Consider the following 23414-nt stretch of genomic DNA (forward strand, 5'->3'; position numbering starts at 1 on the left):
TCACGTGAAACACACCCCGATGCCGGCGGCCGCCCATGGCAGATCGAGCAGCTCCGTCTCCTGTCCCTGGCGGGCGCCGCCCGGCGGTACGACCGCGAGCGCGTCGGCGGCGGCGACGCCGCGCAGCATCGCCGGGCCGTTGTAGTGCAGCGGAGCGGCGTGATCACCGCGCAGCACGACGGGGATGAGCCGGGTGTCGTGCGGATGCCCGTGCACCGCCTCCTTCAACGGCATCGTGTACGGCTCGGGGGCCGGGCGCGCGGCGAGCGTCCGCAGCAGGGGTTCGGCGAGTGTGAGCAGACCGGAGACGGCTGCCAGGGGGTTGCCGGGCAGGCCGACGAGGTGCTGTCCGTCCTTGGTGCGGGCCAGCAGCATGGGGTGGCCGGGACGCACCTTGACGCCGTCGACGAGGAGTTCGGCACCGATGCGGCGCAGGGTGGGGTGGACGTGGTCGACGGGGCCGGAGGCGGTGCCGCCGGTGGTGACGATGAGGTCGGCGTCGGACGAGGTGACGGCCTTGTGCAGGGCCTTGGCGTCGTCGCCGAGCCGGCGGACCCGGGTGACCTCGGCGCCCAGGGCGCGCAGCCAGGGCGGCAGCATCGGGCCGAGCGCGTCACGGATGAGCCCGTCGTGCGGGAGGCCCTCGGTGAGCAACTCGTCGCCGAGGACGAGCACTTCGGCACGGGGGCGGGGGACTGCGGTGACCGTGTCGTATCCGGCGGCGGCCGCGAGCCCCAGGACGGCGGGGGTGACCTGGGTGCCGACGGGCAGCAGTTGGTCGCCGCTGCGGCATTCCTGGCCGCGCGGCCGGATGTCCTGGCCGTGGACCGTGTCGCGGGTGGGGTGCAGCCGGCCCTTGCCGTCGGTGCGGCCGTGCTCGCTGCGCAGGACGGCGGTGGTGTCCGGCGGGATGCGGGCGCCGGTGGCGATCCGTACCGCCTCTCCGTCCGTCAGCGGCTCGGCTGGTCCGTGACCGGCCAGGACGCCCTCCTCCCGTACGTCCCAGGGGCCCGGGCCCGCCACGGCCCAGCCGTCCATCGCGGAGGTGTCGAAGGAGGGGAGGTCGGTGAGGGCGTCGAGGGGGGCGGCGAGGACCAGGCCGAGGGCGTCCCCGAGGGCCACGGCGACCGGAGCGGGGCGGGCACCGGCGCGAGCCGCGCGGGCGGCGGCCTCGCGGGCCTGTGGCCAGGTGGAGGCCCTGTGGTGACGGTCGTCGGAAGCCTGCCCCTCCTGGGCGGCGGGCGCGGTGACCTGACCGCCTCGGGTGGGGCCGCCCGCGGCCGGGCCGTTGTCTTCGCGGGGTTCCCTCACGAGGGCGAGCGCCTCCTCGACGTCGAGGTCGTCCGTTTCCTCGGTGTGCTCGGCGTACGTGCCGGTCCGGGTGGCGCGGGCGGTCATCCGGCGTCCGGACCCGGGGCGGGCTGGGCGGGGTTGTTCTCTTCCTCCCAGCGCAGGGCCAGTGCCGCGGCCTTCCGGGCGGCCTCGGCGACCGCCTCGGGGCCTCCCCTGCCCTGGGCCGCGGCGTAGCCGACGAGGAAGGTGGTCAGCGGTGCGGCGGGCCTGGCCACGCCGTGCGCGGCATCACGGGCGAGGTCGAGCAGTACGCCGGTGTCGACGTCCAGGTCGATGCCCAGTTCGTCCTTGACTGCGGAGATCCATTCATCCAACACGTGCCCATGCTCCCTGATCCGTGCCCTGGCGGCGGCGATGTCGTCCCAGGTGTCGCAGTCGAAGGAGGCGACAGGGTCCGGGACGCGGGTGAGGTCCAGCGCGCCGGTCAGCCGGCGCAGGGGCAGCCCGGTGAGGCCGCCGTGAGCGCCGGTGAGCGTGGTCAGCTCACGGCGCAGCGCGGCCGTGCGGTACGCGGCCACCAGCGGCTGGTCGCGTCCGTCCGCGTCGGTCAGCAGCACGCCCTCGGCGGCGGTGGTGCGCAGGGCGGCCAGCAGCCGCCCCACGGTGGCCCCTTCGAGGAACGGCAGGTCGGCGGAGAGCAGGACGAGGTGCTCCGCCGTGGTGTGCCGCAGCCCGGCGTCGAGCGCGGCGACCGGCCCGCCGCCGGGGGGCTCCTCGCGGGCCCACCGCACCGGGCGGGCGGTGGCGCGGGGGTCGGCCACGACGACGGTCGTGGCCGCGTCGGCGCAGGCCGCGAGCACCCGGTCGAGCAGTGGGCGCCCGCCGACGCGCAGGCCGGGCTTGTCGGCCCCGCCGAGCCGCCGGGCGGCACCGCCCGCGAGCACGACGGCGTCGTACGGCAGGGCGGTCCGGGCGGCCGGGGCGTTGTCGGTCACCCTTCGAGTATGTCCTGTGCGTCCTTTCTTCCCGACCCCGCGTGGGTCACAGGGTGCGCAGCAGCACCGCCGGCTGTTCCACGCAGTCGGCCACGTACCGCAGGAAGCCGCCCGCCGTGCCGCCGTCGCACACCCGGTGGTCGAAGGTGAGCGACAGCTGGACGACCTGGCGCACGGCCAGCTCGCCCTCGTGCACCCAGGGTTTGGGCACGATGCGGCCGACGCCGAGCATGGCCGCCTCGGGGTGGTTGATGATCGGGGTGGAGCCGTCGACGCCGAACACCCCGTAGTTGTTCAACGTGAAGGTGCCGCCGGTGAGTTCCCCGGGCGTCAGCGTCCCGGACCGGGCGGCATCGGTCAGCCGGGCGAACTCGGCGCCGAGGGACTCGGCGTCGCGCGCGTGGGCGTCCCGGACGACCGGCACGACCAGCCCGCGTTCGGTCTGCGCGGCGAACCCGAGGTGGACGTGGTCGAGCCGGACGACCTCGCGGGCGTCGGTGTCGACGTAGGAGTTCAGCTCGGGGTACCGGGCGAGGGCCGCGGTGCAGATGCGGGCGAGCAGCGCGATCAGGGGGATCTTCGGTCCCGTGCCCGCGTTCATCGCGGCTCGCGCGCGCATGAGCTCGGTGGCGTCCACGTCGACCCAGCAGGTGGCGTCCGGGATCTCCCGCCGGCTGCGGGAGAGCTTGTCGGCGACGGCACCGCGGACGCCCTTGAGGGGGGTGCGCACGCCGTCGCGGACGGAGGAGGCCCGGGCAGGCGTTTCCTCCGCCACGGGGGCGGGGGCGGCCTTGGTCCGCAGGGCGCTCTCGACGTCGGCCCGCAGGATCAGCCCGTCGCGACCGGACCCGGACAGCTGCCGCAGGTCGAGGCCGTTGTCGCGGGCGAGCCGGCGCACCAGCGGCGAGATCACGGGCACCGGGCCTTCGAAGGGCGCCGGTACCGGTCCTTCGACGGACGCGGGGGCGACCGGCACGGGGGCGGACGGCGCCGGAGCGGGGGCCTTGACCTTCCCGTCGGCGGCGGCCGATCGCACCCTCCGGCGCCGCGCCGGCGCTTCCGAGGTGCCGTAGCCGACCAGGACGTTGCCCGACCCCTCGATGCTCCCGCCGTCGGCCGGGGGACCCACCGCCACCGTCAACAGCGGCGCGCCCACCGGCAGTTCCGTGCCCTCCTCGCCGAAGCGTGCGGTGACCACGCCGCCGTACGGGCAGGGGACCTCGACCATCGCCTTGGCCGTCTCGACCTCGACGACCGGCTGGTCGATGGCGACGACGTCGCCGACCTGGACCAGCCAGCGGACGATCTCCGCCTCGGTCAGCCCCTCCCCGAGGTCGGGGAGCTTGAATTCGAGCACCTGCGCCATCAGCCCTCGGCCTCCCACTGAAGACGCGCCACGGCGTCCAGGATCCGGTCGACACCGGGCAGGTGGTGCCGCTCCAGCATCGGCGGCGGGTAGGGGATGTCGAACCCGGCCACGCGCAGCACCGGCGCCTCCAGATGGTGGAAGCAGCGCTCCGTGACCCGGGCCGCGATCTCCCCGCCCGGTCCGCCGAACCCGCCCGACTCGTGCACGACGACCGCGCGCCCGGTGCGCCGCACCGACGCGGCGACCGTCTCGTCGTCGAACGGCACCAGGGAGCGCAGGTCGACGACTTCGAGGTCCCAGCCCTCGGTCCGGGCCGCCTCGGCGGCCTCGAGGCAGACGGGTACGGACGGCCCGTAGGTGATGAGCGTGGCACTGCGGCCCGCGCGCCGCACCACCGCGCGGCCTATCGGCTCAACGGTTCCCGGCTCCTCCGGGTTCCAGGAGTCCTTCGACCAGTACAGCCGCTTGGGTTCGAGGAAGACGACCGGGTCGTCCGAGGCGATGGCCGCGCGCAGCAGTCCGTAGGCGTCGGCGACGGTGGCGGGCGTGACGACATGGAGCCCCGGAGTCGCCATGTAGTACGCCTCGGACGAGTCGCTGTGGTGCTCGACACCGCCGATGCCGCCGCCGTAGGGGACGCGGATGGTGATCGGCAGCGGCATCCGGCCGCGGGTGCGGTTGCGCATCCGCGAGACGTGGCTGATCAGCTGTTCGAAGGCGGGGTAGGCGAAGGCGTCGAACTGCATCTCCACGACCGGCCGCAGCCCGTACATGGCCATGCCGACGGCCGTGCCGAGGATGCCCGCCTCGGCCAGCGGGGTGTCCGTGCAGCGGTCCTCGCCGAACTCCTTGGCGAGCCCGTCGGTGACCCGGAAGACACCGCCGAGGGTGCCGACGTCCTCGCCCATGACGTGCACGGCGGGGTCGGCGGCCATCGCGTCGCGCAGCGCGCGCGTGAGGGCCTGCGCCATGGTGGCGGGCTTGACGGCGACGGTGGTCATCGGTGACCGCCTTCCTGCTCGGCCTCCAGCTCGGCCCGCAGCAGGTCGCGCTGCTCCCGCAGTTGCGGGGTGGGCTCGGCGTACACATGGGCGAAGAGGTCCATGGGGTCGAGTTCCGCGTCCCTGTTCATGCGCTCGCGCAGGTCGGCGGCCATCGCCTCGGCGTCCTCGCGCGCGGCCCGGATGCCGTCCTCGTCGAGCAGGCCGCGTTCGGTCAGTTCGCGCTCCAGCAGCTGTACGGGGTCGTGCCCGCGCCAGGTCTCGACCTCGGCGTCGCCGCGGTAGCGGGTGGCGTCGTCGGCGTTGGTGTGGGCGTCGATGCGGTACGTCACCGCCTCGACCAGGGTCGGACCGCCGCCCGCGCGCGCGTGCCGCACGGCGTCGCTGAGGATTTCGTGCACGGCGGCCGCGTCGTTTCCGTCCACCAGACGGCCCGGCATGCCGTACCCGACGGCCTTGTGCGCCAGGGAGGGCGCGGCGGTCTGCTTGGCGAGCGGCACGGAGATGGCGAAGCCGTTGTTCTGGACCAGGAAGACGACCGGGGCCTGCCAGACGGCGGCGAAGTTCAGCGCCTCGTGGAAGTCGCCCTCGCTGGTGCCGCCGTCGCCGACCAGGGCGAGCGCGACCACGTCGTCGCCCTTGAGGCGAGCGGCGTGGGCGAGGCCGACGGCGTGCGGGAGCTGGGTGGCGAGCGGTGTGCTCAGCGGGGCGACACGGTGCTCGTAGGGGTCGTAGCCGGTGTGCCAGTCGCCGCGCAGCAGGGTGAGGGCCTCGACGGGGTCCACGCCGCGGGCCACGGCGGCAAGCGTGTCGCGGTAGCTGGGGAAGAGCCAGTCCTGTTCCCTCAGGGCCAGCGCGGCGGCGACCTCGCAGGCCTCCTGGCCGGTGCTGGAGGGGTAGACGGCGAGACGGCCCTGCTTGGTGAGCGCGGTGGCCTGCGTGTTGTACCGGCGGCCGCGCACCAGGTGCGCGTAGAGCCGGCGCAGCAGCTCCGGGTCGGCCTCGGCCGCCGCCTCGGTGCCGAGGACGCGGTACGGATCGGGGTCGGGCAGCAGCGGCGCGGGATCGGTACGGGGCTGCCAAGCGGGCGGCGGCGAAGGCCGGTACGCGCCCCGCTGCTCCATGACCGTCATGACGGCACCTCCTCGTGGGAGCGGCTACGGGAGGCGTGTCGTCAGTGACCCGCCTCACCTACCGATTGTTCGGTCGCCGACACATTTTGGCTACGGGCCCCCCGAGGCTGTGGACAAACGGTTCTCCACACCCTGGAATGAACGCAGGACGTCCACGGCGGGAAGGCGGGGGGACATGGCATCTGAACAAATGGCCGAGAGCCCGGAGTCCGGTGCCACCCTGCCACCCCCGCGTCCGCTGGACGCCATCGACCAGGACATCCTGCGGATGCTCCAGGCGGACGGCCGCGCGTCGATACGGTCGGTCGCCGAGCGGGTCCATGTCTCGCGCGCGAACGCCTACGCGCGGATCAACCGCCTCGTCGAGGACGGTGTCATCCGGGGTTTCGGCGCCCGCGTCGACCACGAACGGGCGGGACACGGCACGTCGGCCTACATCACCCTGAAGATCGTGCAGAACACCTGGCGCACCGTGCGCGAGCAGCTCAGACTGCTGCCGGGCGCCTCGCACATCGCTCTGGTGGGCGGCGACTTCGACGTCCTGCTCCTGGTGCACACGCCGGACAACAGGGCACTGCGCGAGCTGGTGCTCACCCGTCTCCAGGCCATCCCGGAGGTGCTCAGCACCCGGACCCTGCTGGTGTTCGAGGAAGAGGACCTGGATCCGGAGGCCTGAGCCCAAAGCCGGTGTCTCAGCGTTCGCTGCGCAGCCCCGAGAAGACCAGCCGCGCCACCGCGTCGGCCACCTCACGCTCACCCATGCCGCGGCCGTCCGGCCGGTACCACTCCACGATCGAGTTGATCATGCCGAAGACCAGCCGGGTCGCCAGGCGCACCTCCACGTCGCCGCGCACCTCCCCGTCGGCGGCCGCCGCCTTCAGCAGGTCGGCCACCCGGTGGTCGAAGTCACGCCGCCGCTCCAGCGCCCAGCGCTCGGTGGCGGTGTTCCCGCGCACGCGCAGCAGCAGCGTCACGTAGGGCAGCTCGGCTATCAGTACCTCGACCATGCGCCGGACGACGTACTCCAGACGGTCCGCGGGCCGCCCCACACACGCGCGGTCCTCGTCGAGGATCCCGAAGAGGCCGTCCAGCGCCCGGCTGACGGCGCGGCGCAGCAGCTCCTCCTTGCCGGTCACGTGGTGGTAGATCGACGACTTGGAGATGCCGGCCGCCTTGGACAGGTGCTCCATGGAGGTGCCGTCGTAGCCGCGCTCGTTGAAGACCCGCACGGCGACCGTGAGCAGGGTCTCGGGGGTGTAGGTGTCCCGTTTGGCAGTGGCCATCAGGCGCCCTCCCGCCTCTCGGTGGCGTACGCGTGGCGGTAGAGCGCGAGGGACGGGGCGTAGCGCCCGGAGGGGTCGCGCAGGTGCAGGTCGTCCAGGAGGTCGTAGGCCCAGCCGCGGCCGAGCCTGCGGCTCCACTCAAAGGGGCCGAGGGGGTAGTTGACGCCCAGGCACATCGCGGTGTCGATGTCCTCCTCGGTGGCCACGCCCTTGGCGACGGCGTCGTGCGCGAAGTCGACGATGCGGGCGACCGTGCGGGCGACGATCATGCCGGGCGCGTCCCCGATCAGGCTGACGTCCTTGCCGATCGACTGGAAGAGACCGATGGCCTCCTGCAAGGTCCGCGGAGCGGTGTCCTGGGAGGCGGACAGGGCGATGCGGGTGGCCCGGCGGTAGTCGAGGGCGAGGTCGAAGTAGACGACGTCGCGGAACTCCACGGAGGTCTGGCCGTCGGCGAGCACCAGCTGGCCGCCGCTGGGCAGGACCAGGCGGGTGCCGTGGTCCTCGTCCTCCTCGCGGATCTGGATGCCCGCCTCGCGGATCAGCGTGAGCAGTTCGGCCGCCGGGCCCAGGCCGCCCTCGGCGACGACGTAGGCGGGCGCCTGCGCCTTCTCGGCGGTGTGCGGCTCGGGGCGATCGCCGTCCTCGGCGTAGTCGTACCAGCCGTGGCCCGACTTGCGGCCCAGGCGGCCGGACTCGACCAGGCGGCGCTGGGCGAGCGACGGCGTGAAGCGGACGTCCTGGAAGAAGGACTGCCACACGGAGTGCGTGACGGACTCGTTGACGTCCTGCCCGATGAGGTCGGTCAGCTCGAAGGCCCCCATCCGGAAACCGCCGCACTCGCGCAGGACGGCGTCGATGGTGGCCGGGTCGGCGACCGCGGCCTCGTAGACGGCGAAGGCCTCGGCGTAGAAGGGCCGGGCTATGCGGTTGACGATGAAGCCCGGGGTGTCGGCGCAGGCCACCGGGGTCTTGCCCCAGGCGCGGGCGGTCTCGTACGCGCGCGTGGCCGAGGTGACGTCGGTGGCGAACCCGGAGACGACCTCCACCAGCGGCATCAGCGGGGCGGGGTTGAAGAAGTGCAGGCCCACGAACCGCCCGGCGCCCCGCAGTGCGCCGCCGATGGCGGTCACCGACAGGGAGGAGGTGTTGGTGGCGAGCAGGCAGTCCTCGGCGACGATGCCCTCCAGCTCGCGGAAGAGCTCCTGCTTGGCATCGAGCCGCTCCAGGACGGCCTCGACGACCAGGGCGCAGTCGGCGAGCTCGGCGAGGCTCTCGGCCGGCCGGAGCCGGTCACGGGCGGCGTCCCGTTCGGCGCCGGTGAGCCGGTCCTTCGCCACGAGCCGGTCCAGCCGGGCGCCGATCGCGGCGACCGCCTCCTGGGCGCGCCCGGGCACCGTGTCGTACAGCCGTACGGGGTGGCCCGCGACCAGCGCGACCTGGGCGATGCCCTGGCCCATGGTGCCGGTGCCGACCACGGCCACGGGGCTGCTGAGGTCGAGTGCTGTCATGAGCGCGATCCTCCCGCACGGGGTTTTCCACAGATGCGGCGGACCCCCTTGTCCCGACCGATCGTTCGGTTACTCTAACTCTGTCCGGCTGTTCCTGCCCATGGTTCTGCTGTTTCTGCCCAGGTCATGAGCTCGACGGAGAGCTCTTGAGACGAGGAGTTGGTCCCGCATGGCCGCCGAACTGACCGCGCACGAGCTGATCGCCAAGCACCGGCCCACCCTCGACCAGGCGCTGGAGGCTATCCGCACCCGCGCGTACTGGTCCCCCCACCCCGAGCACCCGAAGGCGTACGGCGAGAACGGCAGCCTGGACGCGGCCGCGGGCAAGGCCGCCTTCGACGCCCTCCTCGGCACCCGCGTCGACCTCGGCCAGCCCGGCACGGACGACTGGGTGGGCGGCGAGGTCTCCCCCTACGGCATCGAGCTCGGCGTCACCTACCCGCACGCGGACGTCGACACCCTGCTGCCCGCGATGCGGGCCGGGCAGGTCGCCTGGCGGGACGCGGGCGCGGAGGCCCGTGCCGTGGTCTGCCTGGAGATCCTCAAGCGGATCAGCGACCGGACGCACGAGTTCGCGCACGCGGTCATGCACACCTCCGGCCAGGCGTTCATGATGGCGTTCCAGGCCGGCGGCCCGCACGCCCAGGACCGCGGCCTGGAGGCGGTGGCGTACGCCTACGCGGAGCAGGTGCGCACCCCCGACACCGCGGAGTGGACCAAGCCGCAGGGCAAGCGCGACCCGCTGGCCCTCGTCAAGCGCTTCACGCCGGTCCCGCGCGGGACCGCGCTGCTCATCGGCTGCAACACCTTCCCGACGTGGAACGGCTACCCGGGCCTGTTCGCCTCCCTGGCCACCGGCAACGCGGTCCTGGTCAAGCCCCATCCGCGCGCGGTGCTGCCGCTCGCCCTCACCGTCCAGGTGGCCCGCCAGGTGCTCGCCGAGGCCGGCTTCGACCCGAACCTGGTCGCCCTCGCCGCCGAGCGTCCCGGCGAGGGCATCGCCAAGACGCTGGCCACCCGCCCCGAGATCAGGATCATCGACTACACGGGCTCGACGGCGTTCGGCGACTGGCTGGAGGCCAACGCCCGCCAGGCGCAGGTCTACACGGAGAAGGCCGGCGTCAACACGGTGATCGTGGAGTCGACGGACGACTACAAGGCCATGCTCTCGAATCTGGCCTTCTCGCTGTCCCTGTACAGCGGCCAGATGTGCACCACCCCGCAGAACCTGCTCGTCCCCCGCGACGGCATCCGCACCGACCAGGGCCCCAAGTCCTACGACGAGGTGGTCGCCGACCTCGCCCGCTCGGTCGACGGCCTGCTCGGCGACGACGCGCGCGCCAACGCCCTGCTCGGCGCCATCGTCAACCCGGACGTGAAGGCCCGTCTGGAGGCCGCGGCGGGACTCGGCGAGGTCGCGCTCGCCTCGCGTGAGATCGCCAACCCGGAGTTCCCGGGCGCGGTCGTCCGCACCCCGGTGATCGTCAAGCTGGACGGCGCCAAGCCTGACGACGAGGCCGCCTACATGAGCGAGTGCTTCGGCCCCGTCTCCTTCGCCGTCGCCGTCGACTCGGCCGCCGACGCGGTGGAACTGCTGCGGCGCACGGTCCGCGAGAAGGGCGCCATGACGGTCGGCGCGTACACCACCGACGAGCAGGTCGAGCAGGCGATCGAGGAGGCCTGCCTGGAGGAGGCCGCCCAGCTGTCGCTCAACCTCACCGGCGGGGTGTACGTGAACCAGACCGCCGCCTTCTCCGACTTCCACGGCTCCGGCGGCAACCCTGCGGCCAACGCGGCCCTGTGCGACGGCGCCTTCGTGGCGGGCCGCTTCCGGGTGGTGGAGGTACGCCGGGAGGTCTAGGGCCTGTCCGGCGGATCGGGCTCCAGGACCGGCTCAGGCCGGCGCGCCCCCGGTGGCGCTCCAGTGGTACAGCGTCATGGCCACACTGGTCGCGAGGTTGTAGCTGGAGACCTGGGGGCGCATCGGCAGGGAGACCAGGTGGTCGGTGCGGGCGCGCAGCTCGGCGGACAGCCCGCTGCGCTCCGAGCCGAAGGCGAGCACCGCGTCGTCCGGCAGCTTCATGCCCCGGAGGTCCTCGCCCTCCGGGTCGAGGGCGAACAGGGGGCCGGGCGGCAGTTCGGCGACGGTCAGCCGCTCCACGGCGGTCGCGAAGTGCAGCCCCGCCCCGCCGCGCACCACCGTGGGATGCCATGGGTCGAGCGTGCCCGTGGTGACGACCCCGGTCGCCCCGAAGCCGGCGGCCAGCCGGATCACGGCCCCCGCGTTCCCGAGATTGCGCGGGTTGTCGAGGACCACGACGGGCGCCCCGCGCGGGGCGCGCGCCAGCTTCTCCAGGTTGGCCGCGCGGGACGGCCGTACGGCCAGGGCGGCCACGGCGGTGGGGTGCGGACGCGGCACCAGGCTCGCGTACGTCGCCTCCGGCACCTCGGTCAGGAGCGCGTCCAGCGTGTCCCGGACGTCCGGGGCCAGCTCCTCGGCGAGGGCGAGCGCCGCCGGCCGGTCGGTGGTGACCGCGACCGGTACCTCGGCCCCGAAGCGCACCGCGTGCTTGAGGGCGTGGAAGCCGTCGAGCAGCACACAGGCGGCGGCGCGCTCGCGCCAGCGGGTCACGGGGCCGGTCATGCCCCGAAGCCTACGTGGGCGGTCTCACTGTCCTGGGACGAGCGCGGCGGAGGCAGGTCCCGGCCGCCGCGCCGCATCAGCCGTTCACGCGCGCGCGTCGCCCAGCCGCCGAGCCGGAGCAGGAAGGACGTCGGCAGGAACACCGAGTCCGCGGCGATCATCGCCAGCGAGAAGAAGGGCAGCCCGAGGACGACCGCGATCACGGCGTGCTCGGTCATCATCACGGCCAGCAGCACGTTCTTGACCCGCCGGTTGAACAGGGTGAACGGGAAGGCGACCTGGGCGACGACCGTCCCGTACGTCACCAGCATGACCAGGGTGCCGTTGGCCGTCAGCAGGTCGGCGAGGGCGGGCCAGGGCGAGAAGTAGTCCAGGTGCAGCGGGTAGTAGACGGCCGTGCCGTCCTGCCAGCGCGAGCCCTGGATCTTGTACCAGCCGGCCGTGGCGTAGATCAGGCAGGCCTCCGCCATGATCACGAAGAGGGCGCCGTTGTGGACGATGTTGGCCCCCACGTCCAGCAGGATCCGGGGCTCCGCCGAGCGGCTGCGGCGCCCCACCGCCCACCACAGGCCCTGAGCCAGCCAGAACGTCCACAGCAGCACGGGGACGAACAGGCCGCCGTGCAGGCTGCCCGTCAGCGTCACCCAGGCCAGCGCCAGACCGAGCACCCCCCACAGCGGGGGGCCGACCCGGTCGGTGACCCGCTCCCCACGCGCGCGTGCCGCCGCCGCGCGCCCGGCCCGCCGGGCGTCCAGGGACCACACCTGGCCGCAGCGGGTGAACACCAGGTAGATCGACATCAGGTGCAGGACGTTGTCGCCGCCGTCGCCCACGAAGACGCTGCGGTTCTGCAGGGAGAGCACGCCGACCATGAACAGCACGGACGCCGTGCGGGTGCGCCAGCCCAGCAGGAGCAGGGCGCTCGCGACGAGGGCGAGCACGTAGAACGTCTGGAACCAGGCCCGCCCGTCCGTCCACATCAGAGCCGAGAAGGCGCCGTTGTCCGAGGTCAGGCGGCGGGCCATGGCCCAGCTCCAGGGGCCGTCCGGGCCGTAGAGCTGCTCACGGTGGGGGAACTCGCGCAGCAGGAACAGCAGCCAGGTCCCGGCGGAGCCGATACGGATCACGGCGGACTGGTAGGGACCGAGGGCCGACTCGGTGACACGGGCGATGCCGCGGGAGACCGGCAGCACGAGACGGTTCACCGCACACCTCCCGCGGCCTCGTCGTGCGTCACCGTCCACCAGGGCAGCGACCGGTAGACCGGGGTGTCGGAGACCTGCTCGTGGCTCCACGTGGGCGGCGGCACGCTGGTCGTGCGGGAGCGGACCTGGACACGGCGGATGACGCTCTCCCGGCCCATGCCGTCCTCGGCGTACAGACGCCGGACCACGATGCGGCGCAGATACTGCTCGGAGAGGGAGCCTCGCAGGCCCGCCGGGCGGTTGTCGGCGCCGTGCGTGGCGACGAAGAAGTCCCAGGCCCGGCGCAGCTCGTTCTGCTCGGTGTGGCTGGGCAGCAGACTGCCGTCTATCGCCTCGCCGTCCTGCGCCGACAGGTCGTACCAGCCGGTGGCCGTGTCCGTGCCGTCCGCCGCCCGGACCTCGGCGCGGACCTGCACCGCGATGTTCTGTTGCAGCGGATTCGGTGCGAACAGCTTCCAGTTCTGCTCGAACTCCGGGTAGATCCACTCGTCGATCGCCCGGCCGTGCTGCTTCGTCACCGTGTTCGCCGGTGCGACGTGCAGGAACACCATGCCGAGGTGCACACACGCGCCCACCGCCACGACCGCCACCGCGAGGGCGGCACCGACCTGATAGCGGAGGGAGAGCGCGGCCAGGCCGGTGCGCGGGCTGTTCTCCTGCCCCTGCTGCTCCTCGGCCGGCCCGTCGGTGGCGTCCGGCCCGGGCCGGTGACGCGTCCCGCCCGAGCCGTCAGGCCCCGGCGGGGCCGTCGAGTCCTCGTCGTACGCGTCCATTCCGCCCCGTTTCCCTGTCACGCCGTATGGCCCACGGGCATCGCACGGCTCGTCGGCACCCGCACGGAACGGTACTCAGCCTCACCCGTCCGGCGCAGCCCCGAGGCACTGCCGATGCGCCGCGGCACGGCGGGGGACAGGGTGACGACCAGGTTGTCCACAGGCTGTGGGAGTGATTGTCCACAGCGGTTGACACCTCGCGGCGACTCGCCCCACCATTGAATCGACACGGACCGAACGATCGGTCGGGAGAGTGCTCCAGCAGAGCCCAAGCTCAGGGGGACCGCATGGCCACAGCAGCCGCGCAGCGCACCGCCGGCACGGAGGCGTACGAGCGCGCATTCGACGCCGCCGTGGCCGCGGACGAGCGCATCGAACCGCGCGACTGGATGCCCGACGCCTACCGCGCGACCCTGGTCAGGCAGATCGCCCAGCACGCCCACTCCGAGATCATCGGCATGCAGCCGGAGGCCAACTGGATCACGCGCGCTCCCTCGCTGCGCCGCAAGGCCATCCTCATGGCCAAGGTCCAGGACGAGGCCGGCCACGGGCTGTACCTGTACAGCGCCGCCGAGACCCTGGGCACCAGCCGGGAGGAACTCCTCGACAAGCTGCACAGCGGCCACCAGAAGTACTCCTCGATCTTCAACTACCCCACCCTGACCTGGGCCGACGTCGGCGCGATCGGCTGGCTGGTGGACGGCGCCGCCATCACCAACCAGGTGCCCCTGTGCCGCTGCTCGTACGGGCCGTACGCGCGCGCGATGATCCGCGTCTGCAAGGAGGAGTCCTTCCACCAGCGCCAGGGGTACGAGCTGCTGCTCGCCCTCAGCCGCGGCACGCCGGAGCAGCACGCGATGGCGCAGGACGCGGTGGACCGCTGGTGGTGGCCGTCCCTGATGATGTTCGGCCCGCCCGACGACGCCTCGCGGCATTCCGCGCAGTCGATGGCGTGGAAGATCAAGCGCCACTCCAACGACGAGCTGCGCCAGCGCTTCGTCGACATCTGCGTCCCGCAGGCCGAGTCGCTGGGCCTGAGCCTGCCGGACCCCGACCTGAAGTGGAACGAGGAGCGCGGGCACCACGACTTCGGCGCGATCGACTGGGCGGAGTTCCAGGAGGTCCTCAAGGGCAACGGCCCGTGCAACGAACAGCGCATCACCCAGCGCCGCCGCGCACACGACGAGGGCGCGTGGGTACGGGAGGCGGCCGCGGCGTACGCGGCCAAGCACACCGGTGACAAGCACACCGGTGGGACAGGAGCGAGCCGAGCATGACCACCACCGACTGGCCCCTGTGGGAGGTCTTCGTGCGCTCCCGCCGCGGCCTCTCCCACACCCACGCCGGCAGCCTGCACGCCCCGGACGCGGAACTGGCCCTGCGCAACGCCCGCGATCTGTACACCCGGCGCGGCGAGGGCGTCTCCATATGGGTCGTCCCCGCGTCCGCGATCACGGCGTCCTCCCCCGACGAGAAGGACCCGTTCTTCGAACCGGCCGCCGACAAGCCGTACCGGCACCCGACCTTCTACGAGATCCCGGAAGGGGTGAAGCACCTGTGACGGCGACCACCGTGCCCATGACGGCCGCCCTCGCCCTCGGCGACGACGCCCTGGTGCTCTCCCACCGCCTGGGCGAATGGGCGGGCCACGCGCCCGTCCTCGAGGAGGAGGTCGCCCTCGCCAACATCGCGCTGGACCTGCTGGGACAGGCCCGGGTCCTGCTGTCGATGGCCGGGGACGAGGACGAACTGGCGTATCTGCGCGAGGAGCGCGCCTTCACCAACCTCCAGCTGGTGGAGCAGCCGAACGGCGACTTCGCGCACACCATCGCCCGCCAGCTGTACTTCTCCACCTACCAGCACCTGCTCTACGGCGAACTGGCCACCGGGAGCGGCCCCTTCGCCCCGCTCGCAGCGAAGGCCGTCAAGGAGGTCGCCTACCACCGCGACCACGCCGAGCAGTGGACCCTGCGGCTAGGCGACGGCACGGAGGCCGGTCACGAGCGGATGCGGCGGGCGTGCGAGGCCCTGTGGCGGTTCACCGGGGAGATGTTCCAGCCGGTGGAGGGCCTGGACGCCGACCGGGCGGCCCTGGAGACGGCCTGGCTGGAGTCGGTCGGGGACGTGCTGCGCCGGGCCACCCTGACGGTCCCCGAGGGATCGCGGACCGGGGCGTGGTCGGCGGGCGCCGGCCGCCAGGGACTGCACACCGAGCCGTTCGGGCGGATGCTCGCCGAGATGCAGCACCTGCACCGCAGCCACCCGGGGGCGTCATGGTGACCGCGACGACTGCCCTGGAGACCGAGCTGCTCCGCCTCGCGGGCTCCGTCCCCGACCCCGAGCTGCCCGTGCTCACCCTTCAGGAGCTGGGCGTGGTGCGCGGTGTGCGGGTGCGCGGCACGGACGCCGTGGACGTCGAGCTGACGCCGACCTACACCGGCTGCCCGGCGATCGAGGCGATGTCCCTCGACATAGAGCGGGTGCTGCGCGAGCACGGCATGCGGGAGGTCACCGTGCGCACGGTGCTCACGCCCGCCTGGTCGACGGACGACATCTCCGACGAAGGGCGGCGCAAGCTGCGGGAGTTCGGGATAGCTCCCCCGCGCGTGCGACGGGACGCCGGGCCGGTGGCCCTGGCACTGGGACCGACCCGCACCCGCACCCACGTCGGCGAGCCCGACGCGACCGCGACCGACGCGACCGACCAGTCCGCCCCCGTCCGCTGCCCGCACTGCGGATCCGCCGACACCGAGCTGCTGAGCCGGTTCTCGTCCACCGCCTGCAAGGCGCTGCGGCGCTGTCTGGCCTGCCGGGAACCGTTCGACCACTTCAAGGAGCTGTGATGGCCCGCTTCCACCCGCTCCCGGTGGCCGCGGTCGACCGGCTCACCGACGACTCCGTGGCCCTCACCTTCACCGTCCCGCCCGAGCTGCGCGAGGAGTACCGGCACGCGCCGGGCCAGCACCTCGCGCTGCGGCGCCGGGCCGACGGGGTCGAGATACGGCGGACGTACTCGATCTGCTCGCCGGCGCCCGAGCCCGGCGGCGAGGGACCGCGCACCCTGAAGGTCGGGGTGCGGCTGGTCGAGGCCGGGGCGTTCTCGACGTACGCGCTGAAGGAGGTGAACGTCGGCGACGAGCTGGAGGTGATGACCCCGGCCGGGCGGTTCACCCTCGAACCCGCGCCCGGTCTGTACGCCGCGATCGTGGGCGGCAGCGGGATCACCCCGGTGCTGTCGATCGTCTCCACGCTGCTGGCGCGCGAGCCCCGCGCCCGGTTCTGCCTGATACGCAGCGACCGCACGGCCGCCTCCACGATGTTCCTGGAGGAGGTCGCCGACCTCAAGGACCGCTATCCGGAGCGGCTGCAGCTGGTGACCGTGCTGTCCCGGGAGGAGCAGCAGGCGGGACTGCCGTCCGGGCGGCTGGACCAGGAGCGGCTGACGGGACTGCTGCCGGCGCTGTTGCCGGTGGGCGAGGTGGCCGGCTGGTTCCTGTGCGGTCCCTACGGGCTGGTGCAGGGCGCGGAGCGGGCGCTGCGGGGCCTTGGCGTGGACCGGGCCCGGATTCACGAGGAGATCTTCCATGTGGACGCGGGCGCCGCACCGGCGACGGTCACCGTGGCCCCCGCGCACAGCAGCGTGACCGCCCGGCTCGACGGGCGCGGCGGGACCTGGCCGGTCCGGGACGGCGAGTCGCTCCTGGAGACGGTGCTGCGCAACCGGCCCGACGCGCCCTACGCCTGCAAGGGCGGGGTGTGCGGAACGTGCCGCGCCTTCCTGGTCGCGGGCGAGGTGCGCATGGACCGCAACTTCGCGCTGGAGGCGGAGGAGACGGAGGCCGGGTATGTGCTGGCCTGCCAGTCGCATCCGGTGACGGAGAAGGTGGAGCTGGACTTCGACCGCTGACGCACCGTTCCCTTCTTCTAGAACCTGTTCTATCTTGACGGACCGTCAGATGAGCACCGCTGGACGGGCGGATCCGCCGGGAGGACAGGACCGTGGACTTCACCTTCACCGAGGAGCAGTTGGCGGCGGCCGAGGCGGCCAGGGGGGTGTTCGCCGGGATCGCGCCGGACGCGGTACCGAGCCCCGCGCTGACCACGGGCGCCGTGGCCGAGGACTTCGACCGGGCACTGTGGTCCAGGCTCGCCGACGCGGACCTGCTGAGCCTGCTGCTCGACGACGGGTACGGCGGCGCGGGCCTGGACGCCATCGCGCTGTGCCTGGTGCTGCGGGAGTCCGCGAAGGTACTGGCGCGGGTGCCGCTGCTGGAGAGCAGCGCGGCAGCGGCGGCCGTACAGGCCTACGGCAGCGAGGAGTTGAGGGCCCGGCTGCTGCCGCGTGCCGGGCGGGGCGAGCTCGTGCTCACCGTCGCGGCGCACGGACGCACCGGTCACGACCCGGCCGAACTCGCCGTGACGGCACGGCGGGACGGCGAGGCATGGGTGCTGGACGGGGTGCAGACCGGGGTGGCGTGGGCGTACGGCGCCGACCTCGTCGTCGTACCGGCGCACACCGATGCCGACCGGACCGTCCTCGCGCTGGTCCCCCGCGGCCATGACGGTGCCGTGCTCGCCGAGCAGGTCTCCACCTCCGGGGAGCGGCTGGGCGAGCTGCGTCTGCGGTCCGCGCGGATCGCGGCCGAGGACGTCATCGAGGCCGACGGCGCCTGGGAACGGCTGCGCGCGCTGCTGGCCACCGGGACGTGCGCGCTCGCGCTCGGGCTGGGCGAGCGGGTGCTGCGGATGACCAGCGACTACACCGGCAAGCGTGAGCAGTTCGGCCACCCGATCGCGACCTTCCAGGCGGTCGCCGTGCAGGCCGCCGACCGGTACATCGACCTGCGGGCCATGGAGGCCACGCTGTGGCAGGCCGCATGGCGCATCGCCTCGGGCGCGCCGGGCGCGCTGCCCGCCGCCGGGGACGTGGCCGTGGCGAAGATCTGGGCCGCGGACGGCGTACGGCGGGTCGTGCAGACCGCGCAGCATCTGCACGGCGGGTTCGGCGCCGACACCGACTACCCCCTGCACCGGTACCACGCCTGGGCCAAACAGCTGGAGCTGTCGCTCGGCCCGGCGGCGGCGTACGAGGAGACGCTGGGGGACCTGCTGGCCGCCCATCCGCTGGGCTGACCGCCTGACCCGGCGACGAGGCTACAGAACGTGACCGGGCTGCCCCTGATCGGTGACAACGGGACGGCCCGCGGCCGCCCAGACCTGCATGCCGCCGTCCACGTTCACGGCGTCGAGGCCCTGCTGCACCAGATACATCGTGACCTGGGCCGAACGGCCACCGGAGCGGCAGATCACATGGACCCGGCCGTCCTGCGGAGCCGCCGCGGTCAGCTCTCCGTACCGGGCCACGAACTCGCTGATGGGAATGTGCAGCGCCCCTTCGGCATGACCCGCCTGCCACTCGTCGTCCTCGCGGACGTCCAGCAGGAAGTCGTCGTCCTTGAGGTCCGTGACCTCGACCGTGGGCACACCAGCTCCGAAACTCATGCTGCCGACGCTACCCGAAGAGGCTCGCGGGACCGGGCGGGCTACCCCTGGGCCAGCAGCTCCGCCAGCTCGGCCTCCCGCTCCGCCACGTCCTTGCGGAGCTTCTCGGCGATCTCCTCCAGAAGGGAGTCGGGGTCGTCGGGGGCCAGGCGGAGCATCGAGGCGATCGCGCTGTCCTCCAGTTCGCGGGCGACGAGGGCGAGCAGTTCCTTGCGCTGGGCCAGCCACTCCAGACGGGCGTAGAGCTCCTCGCTGCGGCTGGGAAGCCGCTCGGCGAGCGCCGGTCCCGCGGCCCACTCCTCGGCCAGCTCCCGCAGCAGCACCTCGTCGCCACGGGCGTAGGCGGCGTTGACCCGGGTGAGGAACTCCTCGCGCCGCGCCCGCTCGGGCTCCTCCTGCGCCAGATCCGGGTGGGCCTTGCGGGCCAGCTCGCGGTAGAGCTTGCGGGCCTCCTCGCTGGGGCGGACCCGCTGCGGGGGCCGCACCTCCTGCTCGGTGAGCATCGCGGCGGCCTCCGGGAACAGTCCGTGGCCGTCCATCCAGCCGTGCAGCAGTTCCTCGACACCGGGGATGGGCATCACCCGGGCCCGCGCCTCCTCGGCCCGCCGCAGGTCCTCGGGATCGCCGGTGCGGGCGGCTTTGGCCTCGGCGATCCGCGCCTCCAGTTCCTCGAGCCTGGAGTACATGGGGCCGAGCCGCTGCTCGTGCAGCCGGGAGAAGTTCTCGACCTCGACGCGGAAGGTCTCCACCGCGATCTCGAACTCGATCAGGGCCTGCTCGGCGGCCCGCACGGCCCGCTCCAGCCGCTCCTCGGGCCGGGGCGGCTGGGACTGCTCAGCTTCCGGGGTCGTCACCCGACCAGCGTAGGCCACCGAGCCCCCGGCCCCGGCCCGGCGCTCGGCCCGCCCCGACGAGCTCCTGGTCACCCGCTACGAGGGCGTCGCCCGGCCGCCGCACAGGCGCGCCTGCCTCACACGCCCAGCTCCGCCGCGATCCGCCCCGACCGCACCGCCGCCACCAGGTCCGCGTGGTCCGCCTCCGTGCGGTCGGCGTAGGCGACCGCGAACGCGGCCATCGCCTCGTCCAGTTCCTCGTTCTTGCCGCAGTAGCCGGCGATCAGGCGGGGATCGACGCTGTGGGAGTGGGCGCGGGCCAGCAGGGCGCCGGTCATACGGCCGTAGTCGTCGACGTGGTCGGCAGCGAGCGCGGCGGGGTCGACGCTGCCCTTGCGGTTGCGGAACTGCCGCACCTGGAACGGCCGCCCGTCGACCGTCGTCCAGCCCAGCAGAATGTCGCTGACGACCTGCATGCGCTTCTGGCCCAGCACCACCCGGCGGCCCTCGTGGTCGACGGACGGCGACTCGAAGCCGGCCGTCGCCAGGTGCGGGACCAGCGCGGAGGGACGGGCCTCCTTCACCTGGAGGACGAGTGGTTCGCCGCGGTGGTCCAGGAGCAGCACGACGTACGACCGGGTGCCCACGCTGCCCGTGCCGACGACCCGGAACGCGACGTCGTGCACCGTGTGGCGGGCCAGCAGCGGCAGCCGGTCCTCGGAGAGGGTCGTGACGTACCGCTCCAGGGACGCCGCCACCGCCGCGGCCTCCGCGTCCGGTATGCGGCGCAGCACCGGCGAGGCGTCGACGAAGCGGCGCCCGCCGTCCTCGGCGGCCTCGGTCGACTTGGCCGCGAACCGCCCGCTGGTGTTGGCCCGCGCCTTCTCGGAGACCCGCTCCAGCGTGCCGAGCAGGTCGTGCGCGTCGGTGTGCGAGACGAGTTCCTCGTCGGCGATGGCGTTCCAGGCGTCCAGCACCGGCAGCTTGGCGAGCAGCCGCATGGTGCGCCGGTAGGCCCCCACCGCGCCGTGTGCCGCCTGACGGCACGTGTCCTCGTCGGCGCCCGCCTCCCGGCCGGCCAGTACCAGCGAGGCGGCGAGCCGCTTGAGGTCCCATTCCCAGGGGCCGTGCACCGTCTCGTCGAAGTCGTTGAGGTCGATGACCAGACCGCCTCGCGCGTCGCCGTACAGGCCGAAGTTGGCCGCGTGCGCGTCACCGCATATCTGGGTGCCTATGCGGGTCGTGGGGGTACGGGCGAGGTCGTACGCCATGAGACCCGCCGAGCCCCGCAGGAACGCGAACGGCGTCGCCGCCATCCTGCCGACCCGGATCGGGGTGAGCTCGGGGATACGGCCGAGGCTCGACTCCTCCACCGCGCTGACCGCGTCCGGGCGGGAGCCGTCGAGGTCCAGGGCGCTGTGCGCACGGCGCGGGATGCTCGCCCGCAACGCCTTGCCCTCCTCCTTCGGCGAACCCTGCGCCGGCCAGTCGGCGAATCCACGCACCCGGGGCAGCCGACGCACCTCTGCGGTGCCGGTCCCCACTCCCGTATCCGTCCCCGCTCCCGTATCCGTCCCCACTCCCGTATCGGCCCCTGCTCCGGTCTCCGCCCCCGCTCCGGTTTCCGTCCCCGCCACTCCAGCACCGGTCTCGGTCATCGCGACCGCCTCCCCCGAACCCACTCGTAGCCCACTCGTAGCCCACTCGTACGAACATCAACGCCTGCCGACCGTACAGCCGGTGGCCGAAACACGTCAGACCCTGTGGACAACTCCCCGCCTGTGGAAAACCCGCCGGTCGGGCCGTCCTCACCCACGCAGATACGCCAGCACCGCCAGGACCCGGCGGTGCGTCTCCCCGGCGGGCGGCAGGTCCAGCTTGGTGAGGATGCTGCCGATGTGCTTGCCGACGGCCGCCTCGGAGACCACCAGGTGCCGGGCGATCGCGCTGTTCGACCTGCCCTCGGCGATCAGCGCGAGCACCTCGCGTTCGCGCGGGGTGAGCCGTTGCAGCGGGTCCCGGCGCCGGCGCAGCAGTTGCCGTACGACCTCGGGGTCGACCACCGTGCCGCCGGACGCGACCTCCTCCAGCGCCAGCACGAACTCCTCGACCTGTCCGACACGGTCCTTCAGCAGGTAGCCGACACCGGTTCCGTCACCGGAGTCGAGCAGGTCGGAGGCGTAGGCCCGCTGCACGTACTGGCTCAGTACGAGGACGGGCAGCGTGGGCCGGCGCTCGCGCAGCCGGACCGCCGCGTGCAGGCCCTCGTCCTGGAAGCCGGGAGGCATACGGACGTCCGTCACCACGATGTCCGGGCGGTGCTCGGCCGCCGCGGCGACGAGCGCCTCCGCGTCGCCGACGGCCGCCGCGACCTCGTGGCCGAAACGGGTGAGCAGGCCGGTCAGGCCCTCCCGCAGCAGCACGCTGTCCTCGGCCAGCACTACGCGCAGCGCTCGGCCCTCTCCCGGGGCGGGCGAGGCCGGCAAGGTTCGCAAGGAATCTCCACACGCAGCAGGGTCGGTCCGCCCACGGGGCTGGACAGGGAGAGTGTGCCATCCAGGACCGACACCCGGTCCGCGAGTCCGGTCAGCCCGCTGCCCCGGCCGGCCTCGGCGCCGCCCCGGCCGTCGTCGCGCACCCGCAGGACCAGCCGCCCGGCGCGGTGTCCGCCGCTCACACGCGCGCGGGTGGCCGCGCTGTGCCGGTCGACGTTGGCGAGGGCCTCGCACACCACGAAGTACGCGGCCGCCTCGACCGGTTGGGGCAGCCGTCCGGGCAGCTCCAGGTCCACGTCGACGGGGATCGCGCACCGGTCCGCCGCGTCGGCGACGGCGGCCTCGAGACCGTAGTCGGCGAGGACCTTGGGATGGATGCCGTGGATCAGCTCGCGGAGTTCGGCCAGCGCGGTGCCCGCCTCCTCGTGAGCTTTGGCGAGTTGGTCCGCGAGGGGGCCGGGCGGGGCGTCCAGCCGGGCCAGGCCGAGCGTCATCGTCAGGGCGACCAGGCGCTGTTGGGCCCCGTCGTGCAGATCGCGCTCGATGCGCCGCCGTTCGGCCTCGAAGGCGTCCACCAACCGCGCGCGGGAGCGGGTGAGTTCGGTCACCGCCTCACTCGGCTCGGGGGACAGCAGCAGCCGCGCCAGGGCGGCCCGTGCGCCTGCCATGACGCCCAGCGCGTAGGCGCCCGCGGCCAGCAGGACGAGCCCGAGCAAGGCCACCCCGAGCGCCTCCGGCCAGCCGGTCACCGTCCACTGCTTGAGCACCTTCGCCTCGCGGCCCTCGCCGACCGTGGCCATCAGCAGCGGGGTGGCGACCAGGGACAGCGGCCCGCCCAGGGCGACGGTGACCGCGAGCGCGTCGACCGGCCACAGCAGGCCCGCGAACAGCAGCGCGTACCCGAACTCCCGCCAGGTGGCCCGCTCCCGCAACCGCGTCACCAGCCAGGCCCGCAACCCCGTGGCCACGGGCGCCCGGTGCGGGTCGGCGGCGGGCACGGCATCGACCAGGCGCAGCCTGCGCCGCTCCACCGCGGCCACCGGGATCCCGGCGAGGGCGGCGGCGAGCAGCAGCGGCAGCCCCACGAGCACGACGGCCAGGACACCGCCGGCCACCGCCGTGACCGCGAGCACGACGAGCGTGACGGCACCGGTCAGCACGCCGGAGAGCAGGTACAGGGCCGAGCGCCACGGCCAGGCCGACAGCGGGAAGCCGGGCCGGGTCATGGCCTGCCACACGTTCCGAGGGGGCTGCATGCGGATCACCGTAGGAGGCCACTGCGGGCCCGACCATCCGTCCAGACAGGGGAGTCGGGGTATGCCTGGCCCTACCCCGGTTCTCGGTCCTGCCGCACTGCGCCGAGGGGACCGCCGACGG

Annotated in this window: 23 protein-coding genes; 8 read left to right on the plus strand and 15 right to left on the minus strand. The window is 73.4% G+C overall.

The features are described 5' to 3' along the window. The 5 genes from ABZ915_RS09920 to pdhA are packed head-to-tail and all read right to left on the minus strand — an operon-like array spanning position 1 to position 5791. A complete protein-coding gene (locus tag ABZ915_RS09920; protein WP_361798721.1) occupies positions 1-1398 on the minus strand; it encodes a molybdopterin molybdotransferase MoeA in 1398 nt (465 codons plus the stop codon). Beyond that, entirely contained in the window at positions 1395-2288 is an 894-nt protein-coding gene (locus ABZ915_RS09925) for an NTP transferase domain-containing protein (RefSeq protein WP_361798724.1), read from the minus strand. The genes ABZ915_RS09920 and ABZ915_RS09925 overlap by 4 nt, the downstream gene beginning before the upstream one ends. Before the next feature lie 46 nt (positions 2289-2334). Then, positions 2335-3654 carry a dihydrolipoamide acetyltransferase family protein gene (locus ABZ915_RS09930; RefSeq protein WP_361798727.1) on the minus strand — a complete coding sequence of 440 codons (1320 nt, stop codon included), beginning with the start codon at positions 3652-3654 and terminating at the stop codon, positions 2335-2337. After that, positions 3654-4658, minus strand: a complete 1005-nt coding sequence (locus tag ABZ915_RS09935) for an alpha-ketoacid dehydrogenase subunit beta (protein ID WP_361798730.1) — start codon at positions 4656-4658, stop codon at positions 3654-3656. Before ABZ915_RS09935 ends, ABZ915_RS09930 begins: the two co-directional genes overlap by 1 nt. Next, positions 4655-5791, minus strand: a complete 1137-nt coding sequence (gene pdhA / locus ABZ915_RS09940) for a pyruvate dehydrogenase (acetyl-transferring) E1 component subunit alpha (RefSeq protein WP_361798733.1) — start codon at positions 5789-5791, stop codon at positions 4655-4657. Before pdhA ends, ABZ915_RS09935 begins: the two co-directional genes overlap by 4 nt. Before the next feature lie 190 nt (positions 5792-5981). Here pdhA and ABZ915_RS09945 point away from each other — a divergent pair, with 190 nt between their 5' ends. Further along, positions 5982-6467, plus strand: a complete 486-nt coding sequence (locus ABZ915_RS09945) for an Lrp/AsnC family transcriptional regulator (protein ID WP_361799471.1) — start codon at positions 5982-5984, stop codon at positions 6465-6467. 16 nt (positions 6468-6483) lie between these two features. On the opposite strand, the gene ABZ915_RS09950 is transcribed toward ABZ915_RS09945, so the two are convergent. Together ABZ915_RS09950 and ABZ915_RS09955 are read right to left on the minus strand one after the other, a co-directional pair. Beyond that, entirely contained in the window at positions 6484-7074 is a 591-nt protein-coding gene (locus ABZ915_RS09950; protein ID WP_361798736.1) for a TetR/AcrR family transcriptional regulator, read from the minus strand. Next, positions 7074-8585, minus strand: a complete 1512-nt coding sequence (locus ABZ915_RS09955; RefSeq protein ID WP_361798739.1) for a 3-hydroxyacyl-CoA dehydrogenase — start codon at positions 8583-8585, stop codon at positions 7074-7076. Before ABZ915_RS09955 ends, ABZ915_RS09950 begins: the two co-directional genes overlap by 1 nt. A 169-nt stretch (positions 8586-8754) precedes the next feature. Between ABZ915_RS09955 and paaN the strand changes: the two genes are divergently transcribed. Further along, complete coding sequence (gene paaN / locus ABZ915_RS09960; RefSeq protein WP_361798742.1) at positions 8755-10446, plus strand: phenylacetic acid degradation protein PaaN; 1692 nt, start codon at positions 8755-8757, stop codon at positions 10444-10446. Positions 10447-10479: 33 nt separating this feature from the next. Here paaN and ABZ915_RS09965 read toward each other — a convergent pair whose 3' ends face one another. From ABZ915_RS09965 to ABZ915_RS09975, 3 genes are read right to left on the minus strand one after another with little or no spacing between them, the layout of a single operon-like run. Continuing rightward, entirely contained in the window at positions 10480-11229 is a 750-nt protein-coding gene (locus tag ABZ915_RS09965) for a TrmH family RNA methyltransferase (RefSeq protein WP_361798745.1), read from the minus strand. Further along, the gene (locus ABZ915_RS09970; RefSeq protein ID WP_361798748.1) at positions 11226-12434 is read right to left on the minus strand and encodes an HTTM domain-containing protein; all 1209 of its coding nucleotides are present in this window, start codon (positions 12432-12434) and stop codon (positions 11226-11228) included. Before ABZ915_RS09970 ends, ABZ915_RS09965 begins: the two co-directional genes overlap by 4 nt. After that, entirely contained in the window at positions 12431-13207 is a 777-nt protein-coding gene (locus ABZ915_RS09975) for a DUF5819 family protein (RefSeq protein ID WP_361798751.1), read from the minus strand. Before ABZ915_RS09975 ends, ABZ915_RS09970 begins: the two co-directional genes overlap by 4 nt. 287 nt (positions 13208-13494) lie before the next feature. Between ABZ915_RS09975 and paaA the strand changes: the two genes are divergently transcribed. The 6 genes from paaA (at position 13495) to ABZ915_RS10005 (ending at position 18340) form a co-directional block, all read left to right on the plus strand. Then, on the plus strand, positions 13495-14484 hold the full coding sequence (gene paaA, locus ABZ915_RS09980; RefSeq protein ID WP_361798754.1) for a 1,2-phenylacetyl-CoA epoxidase subunit PaaA: 990 nt from the start codon (positions 13495-13497) through the stop codon (positions 14482-14484). After that, positions 14481-14768: a 1,2-phenylacetyl-CoA epoxidase subunit PaaB gene (gene paaB, locus ABZ915_RS09985; protein ID WP_355929675.1), complete on the plus strand. Its 288-nt coding sequence runs from the start codon at positions 14481-14483 to the stop codon at positions 14766-14768. Before paaA ends, paaB begins: the two co-directional genes overlap by 4 nt. A gap of 17 nt (positions 14769-14785) precedes the next feature. Continuing rightward, the gene (gene paaC, locus ABZ915_RS09990; protein ID WP_361799474.1) at positions 14786-15487 is read left to right on the plus strand and encodes a 1,2-phenylacetyl-CoA epoxidase subunit PaaC; all 702 of its coding nucleotides are present in this window, start codon (positions 14786-14788) and stop codon (positions 15485-15487) included. Next, positions 15481-16050, plus strand: a complete 570-nt coding sequence (gene paaD / locus ABZ915_RS09995; RefSeq protein ID WP_361798758.1) for a 1,2-phenylacetyl-CoA epoxidase subunit PaaD — start codon at positions 15481-15483, stop codon at positions 16048-16050. The genes paaC and paaD overlap by 7 nt, the downstream gene beginning before the upstream one ends. Next, entirely contained in the window at positions 16050-17114 is a 1065-nt protein-coding gene (locus ABZ915_RS10000; protein ID WP_361798761.1) for a 2Fe-2S iron-sulfur cluster-binding protein, read from the plus strand. Before paaD ends, ABZ915_RS10000 begins: the two co-directional genes overlap by 1 nt. Before the next feature lie 92 nt (positions 17115-17206). Next, positions 17207-18340 carry an acyl-CoA dehydrogenase family protein gene (locus tag ABZ915_RS10005; protein ID WP_361798764.1) on the plus strand — a complete coding sequence of 378 codons (1134 nt, stop codon included), beginning with the start codon at positions 17207-17209 and terminating at the stop codon, positions 18338-18340. Between the two features lie 21 nt (positions 18341-18361). Here the strand turns inward: ABZ915_RS10005 and ABZ915_RS10010 are convergent, their stop codons facing one another. The 5 genes from ABZ915_RS10010 to ABZ915_RS10030 form a co-directional block, all read right to left on the minus strand. Continuing rightward, complete coding sequence (locus ABZ915_RS10010) at positions 18362-18691, minus strand: rhodanese-like domain-containing protein (RefSeq protein WP_361799477.1); 330 nt, start codon at positions 18689-18691, stop codon at positions 18362-18364. A 59-nt stretch (positions 18692-18750) separates the two neighbouring features. Next, entirely contained in the window at positions 18751-19563 is an 813-nt protein-coding gene (locus tag ABZ915_RS10015; protein ID WP_361798767.1) for a hypothetical protein, read from the minus strand. Positions 19564-19679: 116 nt separating this feature from the next. After that, positions 19680-21200: a DUF2252 domain-containing protein gene (locus ABZ915_RS10020; RefSeq protein WP_361798770.1), complete on the minus strand. Its 1521-nt coding sequence runs from the start codon at positions 21198-21200 to the stop codon at positions 19680-19682. A 150-nt stretch (positions 21201-21350) separates the two neighbouring features. Beyond that, a complete protein-coding gene (locus ABZ915_RS10025; RefSeq protein WP_361799480.1) occupies positions 21351-21983 on the minus strand; it encodes a response regulator transcription factor in 633 nt (210 codons plus the stop codon). Then, on the minus strand, positions 21983-23263 hold the full coding sequence (locus ABZ915_RS10030; protein WP_361799483.1) for a sensor domain-containing protein: 1281 nt from the start codon (positions 23261-23263) through the stop codon (positions 21983-21985). Before ABZ915_RS10030 ends, ABZ915_RS10025 begins: the two co-directional genes overlap by 1 nt. Positions 23264-23414 lie beyond the last annotated feature (151 nt).

The sequence above is a fragment of the Streptomyces sp. NPDC046915 genome (assembly GCF_040644935.1).
Lineage (GTDB): Bacteria > Actinomycetota > Actinomycetes > Streptomycetales > Streptomycetaceae > Streptomyces.

What these genes read in the sequence shown, in the direction of transcription:
- paaN (WP_361798742.1), top strand. Translation starts at nt 8,755, where the DNA reads ATGGCCGCCGAACTGACCGCGCACGAGCTGATCGCCAAGCACCGGCCC.
- ABZ915_RS09920 (WP_361798721.1), bottom strand. Translation starts at nt 1,398, where the DNA reads ATGACCGCCCGCGCCACCCGGACCGGCACGTACGCCGAGCACACCGAG.
- ABZ915_RS10000 (WP_361798761.1), top strand. Translation starts at nt 16,050, where the DNA reads ATGGCCCGCTTCCACCCGCTCCCGGTGGCCGCGGTCGACCGGCTCACC.
- ABZ915_RS09935 (WP_361798730.1), bottom strand. Translation starts at nt 4,658, where the DNA reads ATGACCACCGTCGCCGTCAAGCCCGCCACCATGGCGCAGGCCCTCACG.
- ABZ915_RS09945 (WP_361799471.1), top strand. Translation starts at nt 5,982, where the DNA reads ATGGCCGAGAGCCCGGAGTCCGGTGCCACCCTGCCACCCCCGCGTCCG.
- paaD (WP_361798758.1), top strand. Translation starts at nt 15,481, where the DNA reads ATGGTGACCGCGACGACTGCCCTGGAGACCGAGCTGCTCCGCCTCGCG.
- ABZ915_RS09950 (WP_361798736.1), bottom strand. Translation starts at nt 7,074, where the DNA reads ATGGCCACTGCCAAACGGGACACCTACACCCCCGAGACCCTGCTCACG.
- ABZ915_RS10030 (WP_361799483.1), bottom strand. Translation starts at nt 23,263, where the DNA reads ATGACCCGGCCCGGCTTCCCGCTGTCGGCCTGGCCGTGGCGCTCGGCC.
- paaC (WP_361799474.1), top strand. Translation starts at nt 14,786, where the DNA reads ATGACGGCCGCCCTCGCCCTCGGCGACGACGCCCTGGTGCTCTCCCAC.
- ABZ915_RS09975 (WP_361798751.1), bottom strand. Translation starts at nt 13,207, where the DNA reads ATGGACGCGTACGACGAGGACTCGACGGCCCCGCCGGGGCCTGACGGC.
- ABZ915_RS10020 (WP_361798770.1), bottom strand. Translation starts at nt 21,200, where the DNA reads ATGACCGAGACCGGTGCTGGAGTGGCGGGGACGGAAACCGGAGCGGGG.
- pdhA (WP_361798733.1), bottom strand. Translation starts at nt 5,791, where the DNA reads ATGACGGTCATGGAGCAGCGGGGCGCGTACCGGCCTTCGCCGCCGCCC.
- ABZ915_RS09965 (WP_361798745.1), bottom strand. Translation starts at nt 11,229, where the DNA reads ATGACCGGCCCCGTGACCCGCTGGCGCGAGCGCGCCGCCGCCTGTGTG.
- paaB (WP_355929675.1), top strand. Translation starts at nt 14,481, where the DNA reads ATGACCACCACCGACTGGCCCCTGTGGGAGGTCTTCGTGCGCTCCCGC.
- paaA (WP_361798754.1), top strand. Translation starts at nt 13,495, where the DNA reads ATGGCCACAGCAGCCGCGCAGCGCACCGCCGGCACGGAGGCGTACGAG.
- ABZ915_RS09955 (WP_361798739.1), bottom strand. Translation starts at nt 8,585, where the DNA reads ATGACAGCACTCGACCTCAGCAGCCCCGTGGCCGTGGTCGGCACCGGC.
- ABZ915_RS09930 (WP_361798727.1), bottom strand. Translation starts at nt 3,654, where the DNA reads ATGGCGCAGGTGCTCGAATTCAAGCTCCCCGACCTCGGGGAGGGGCTG.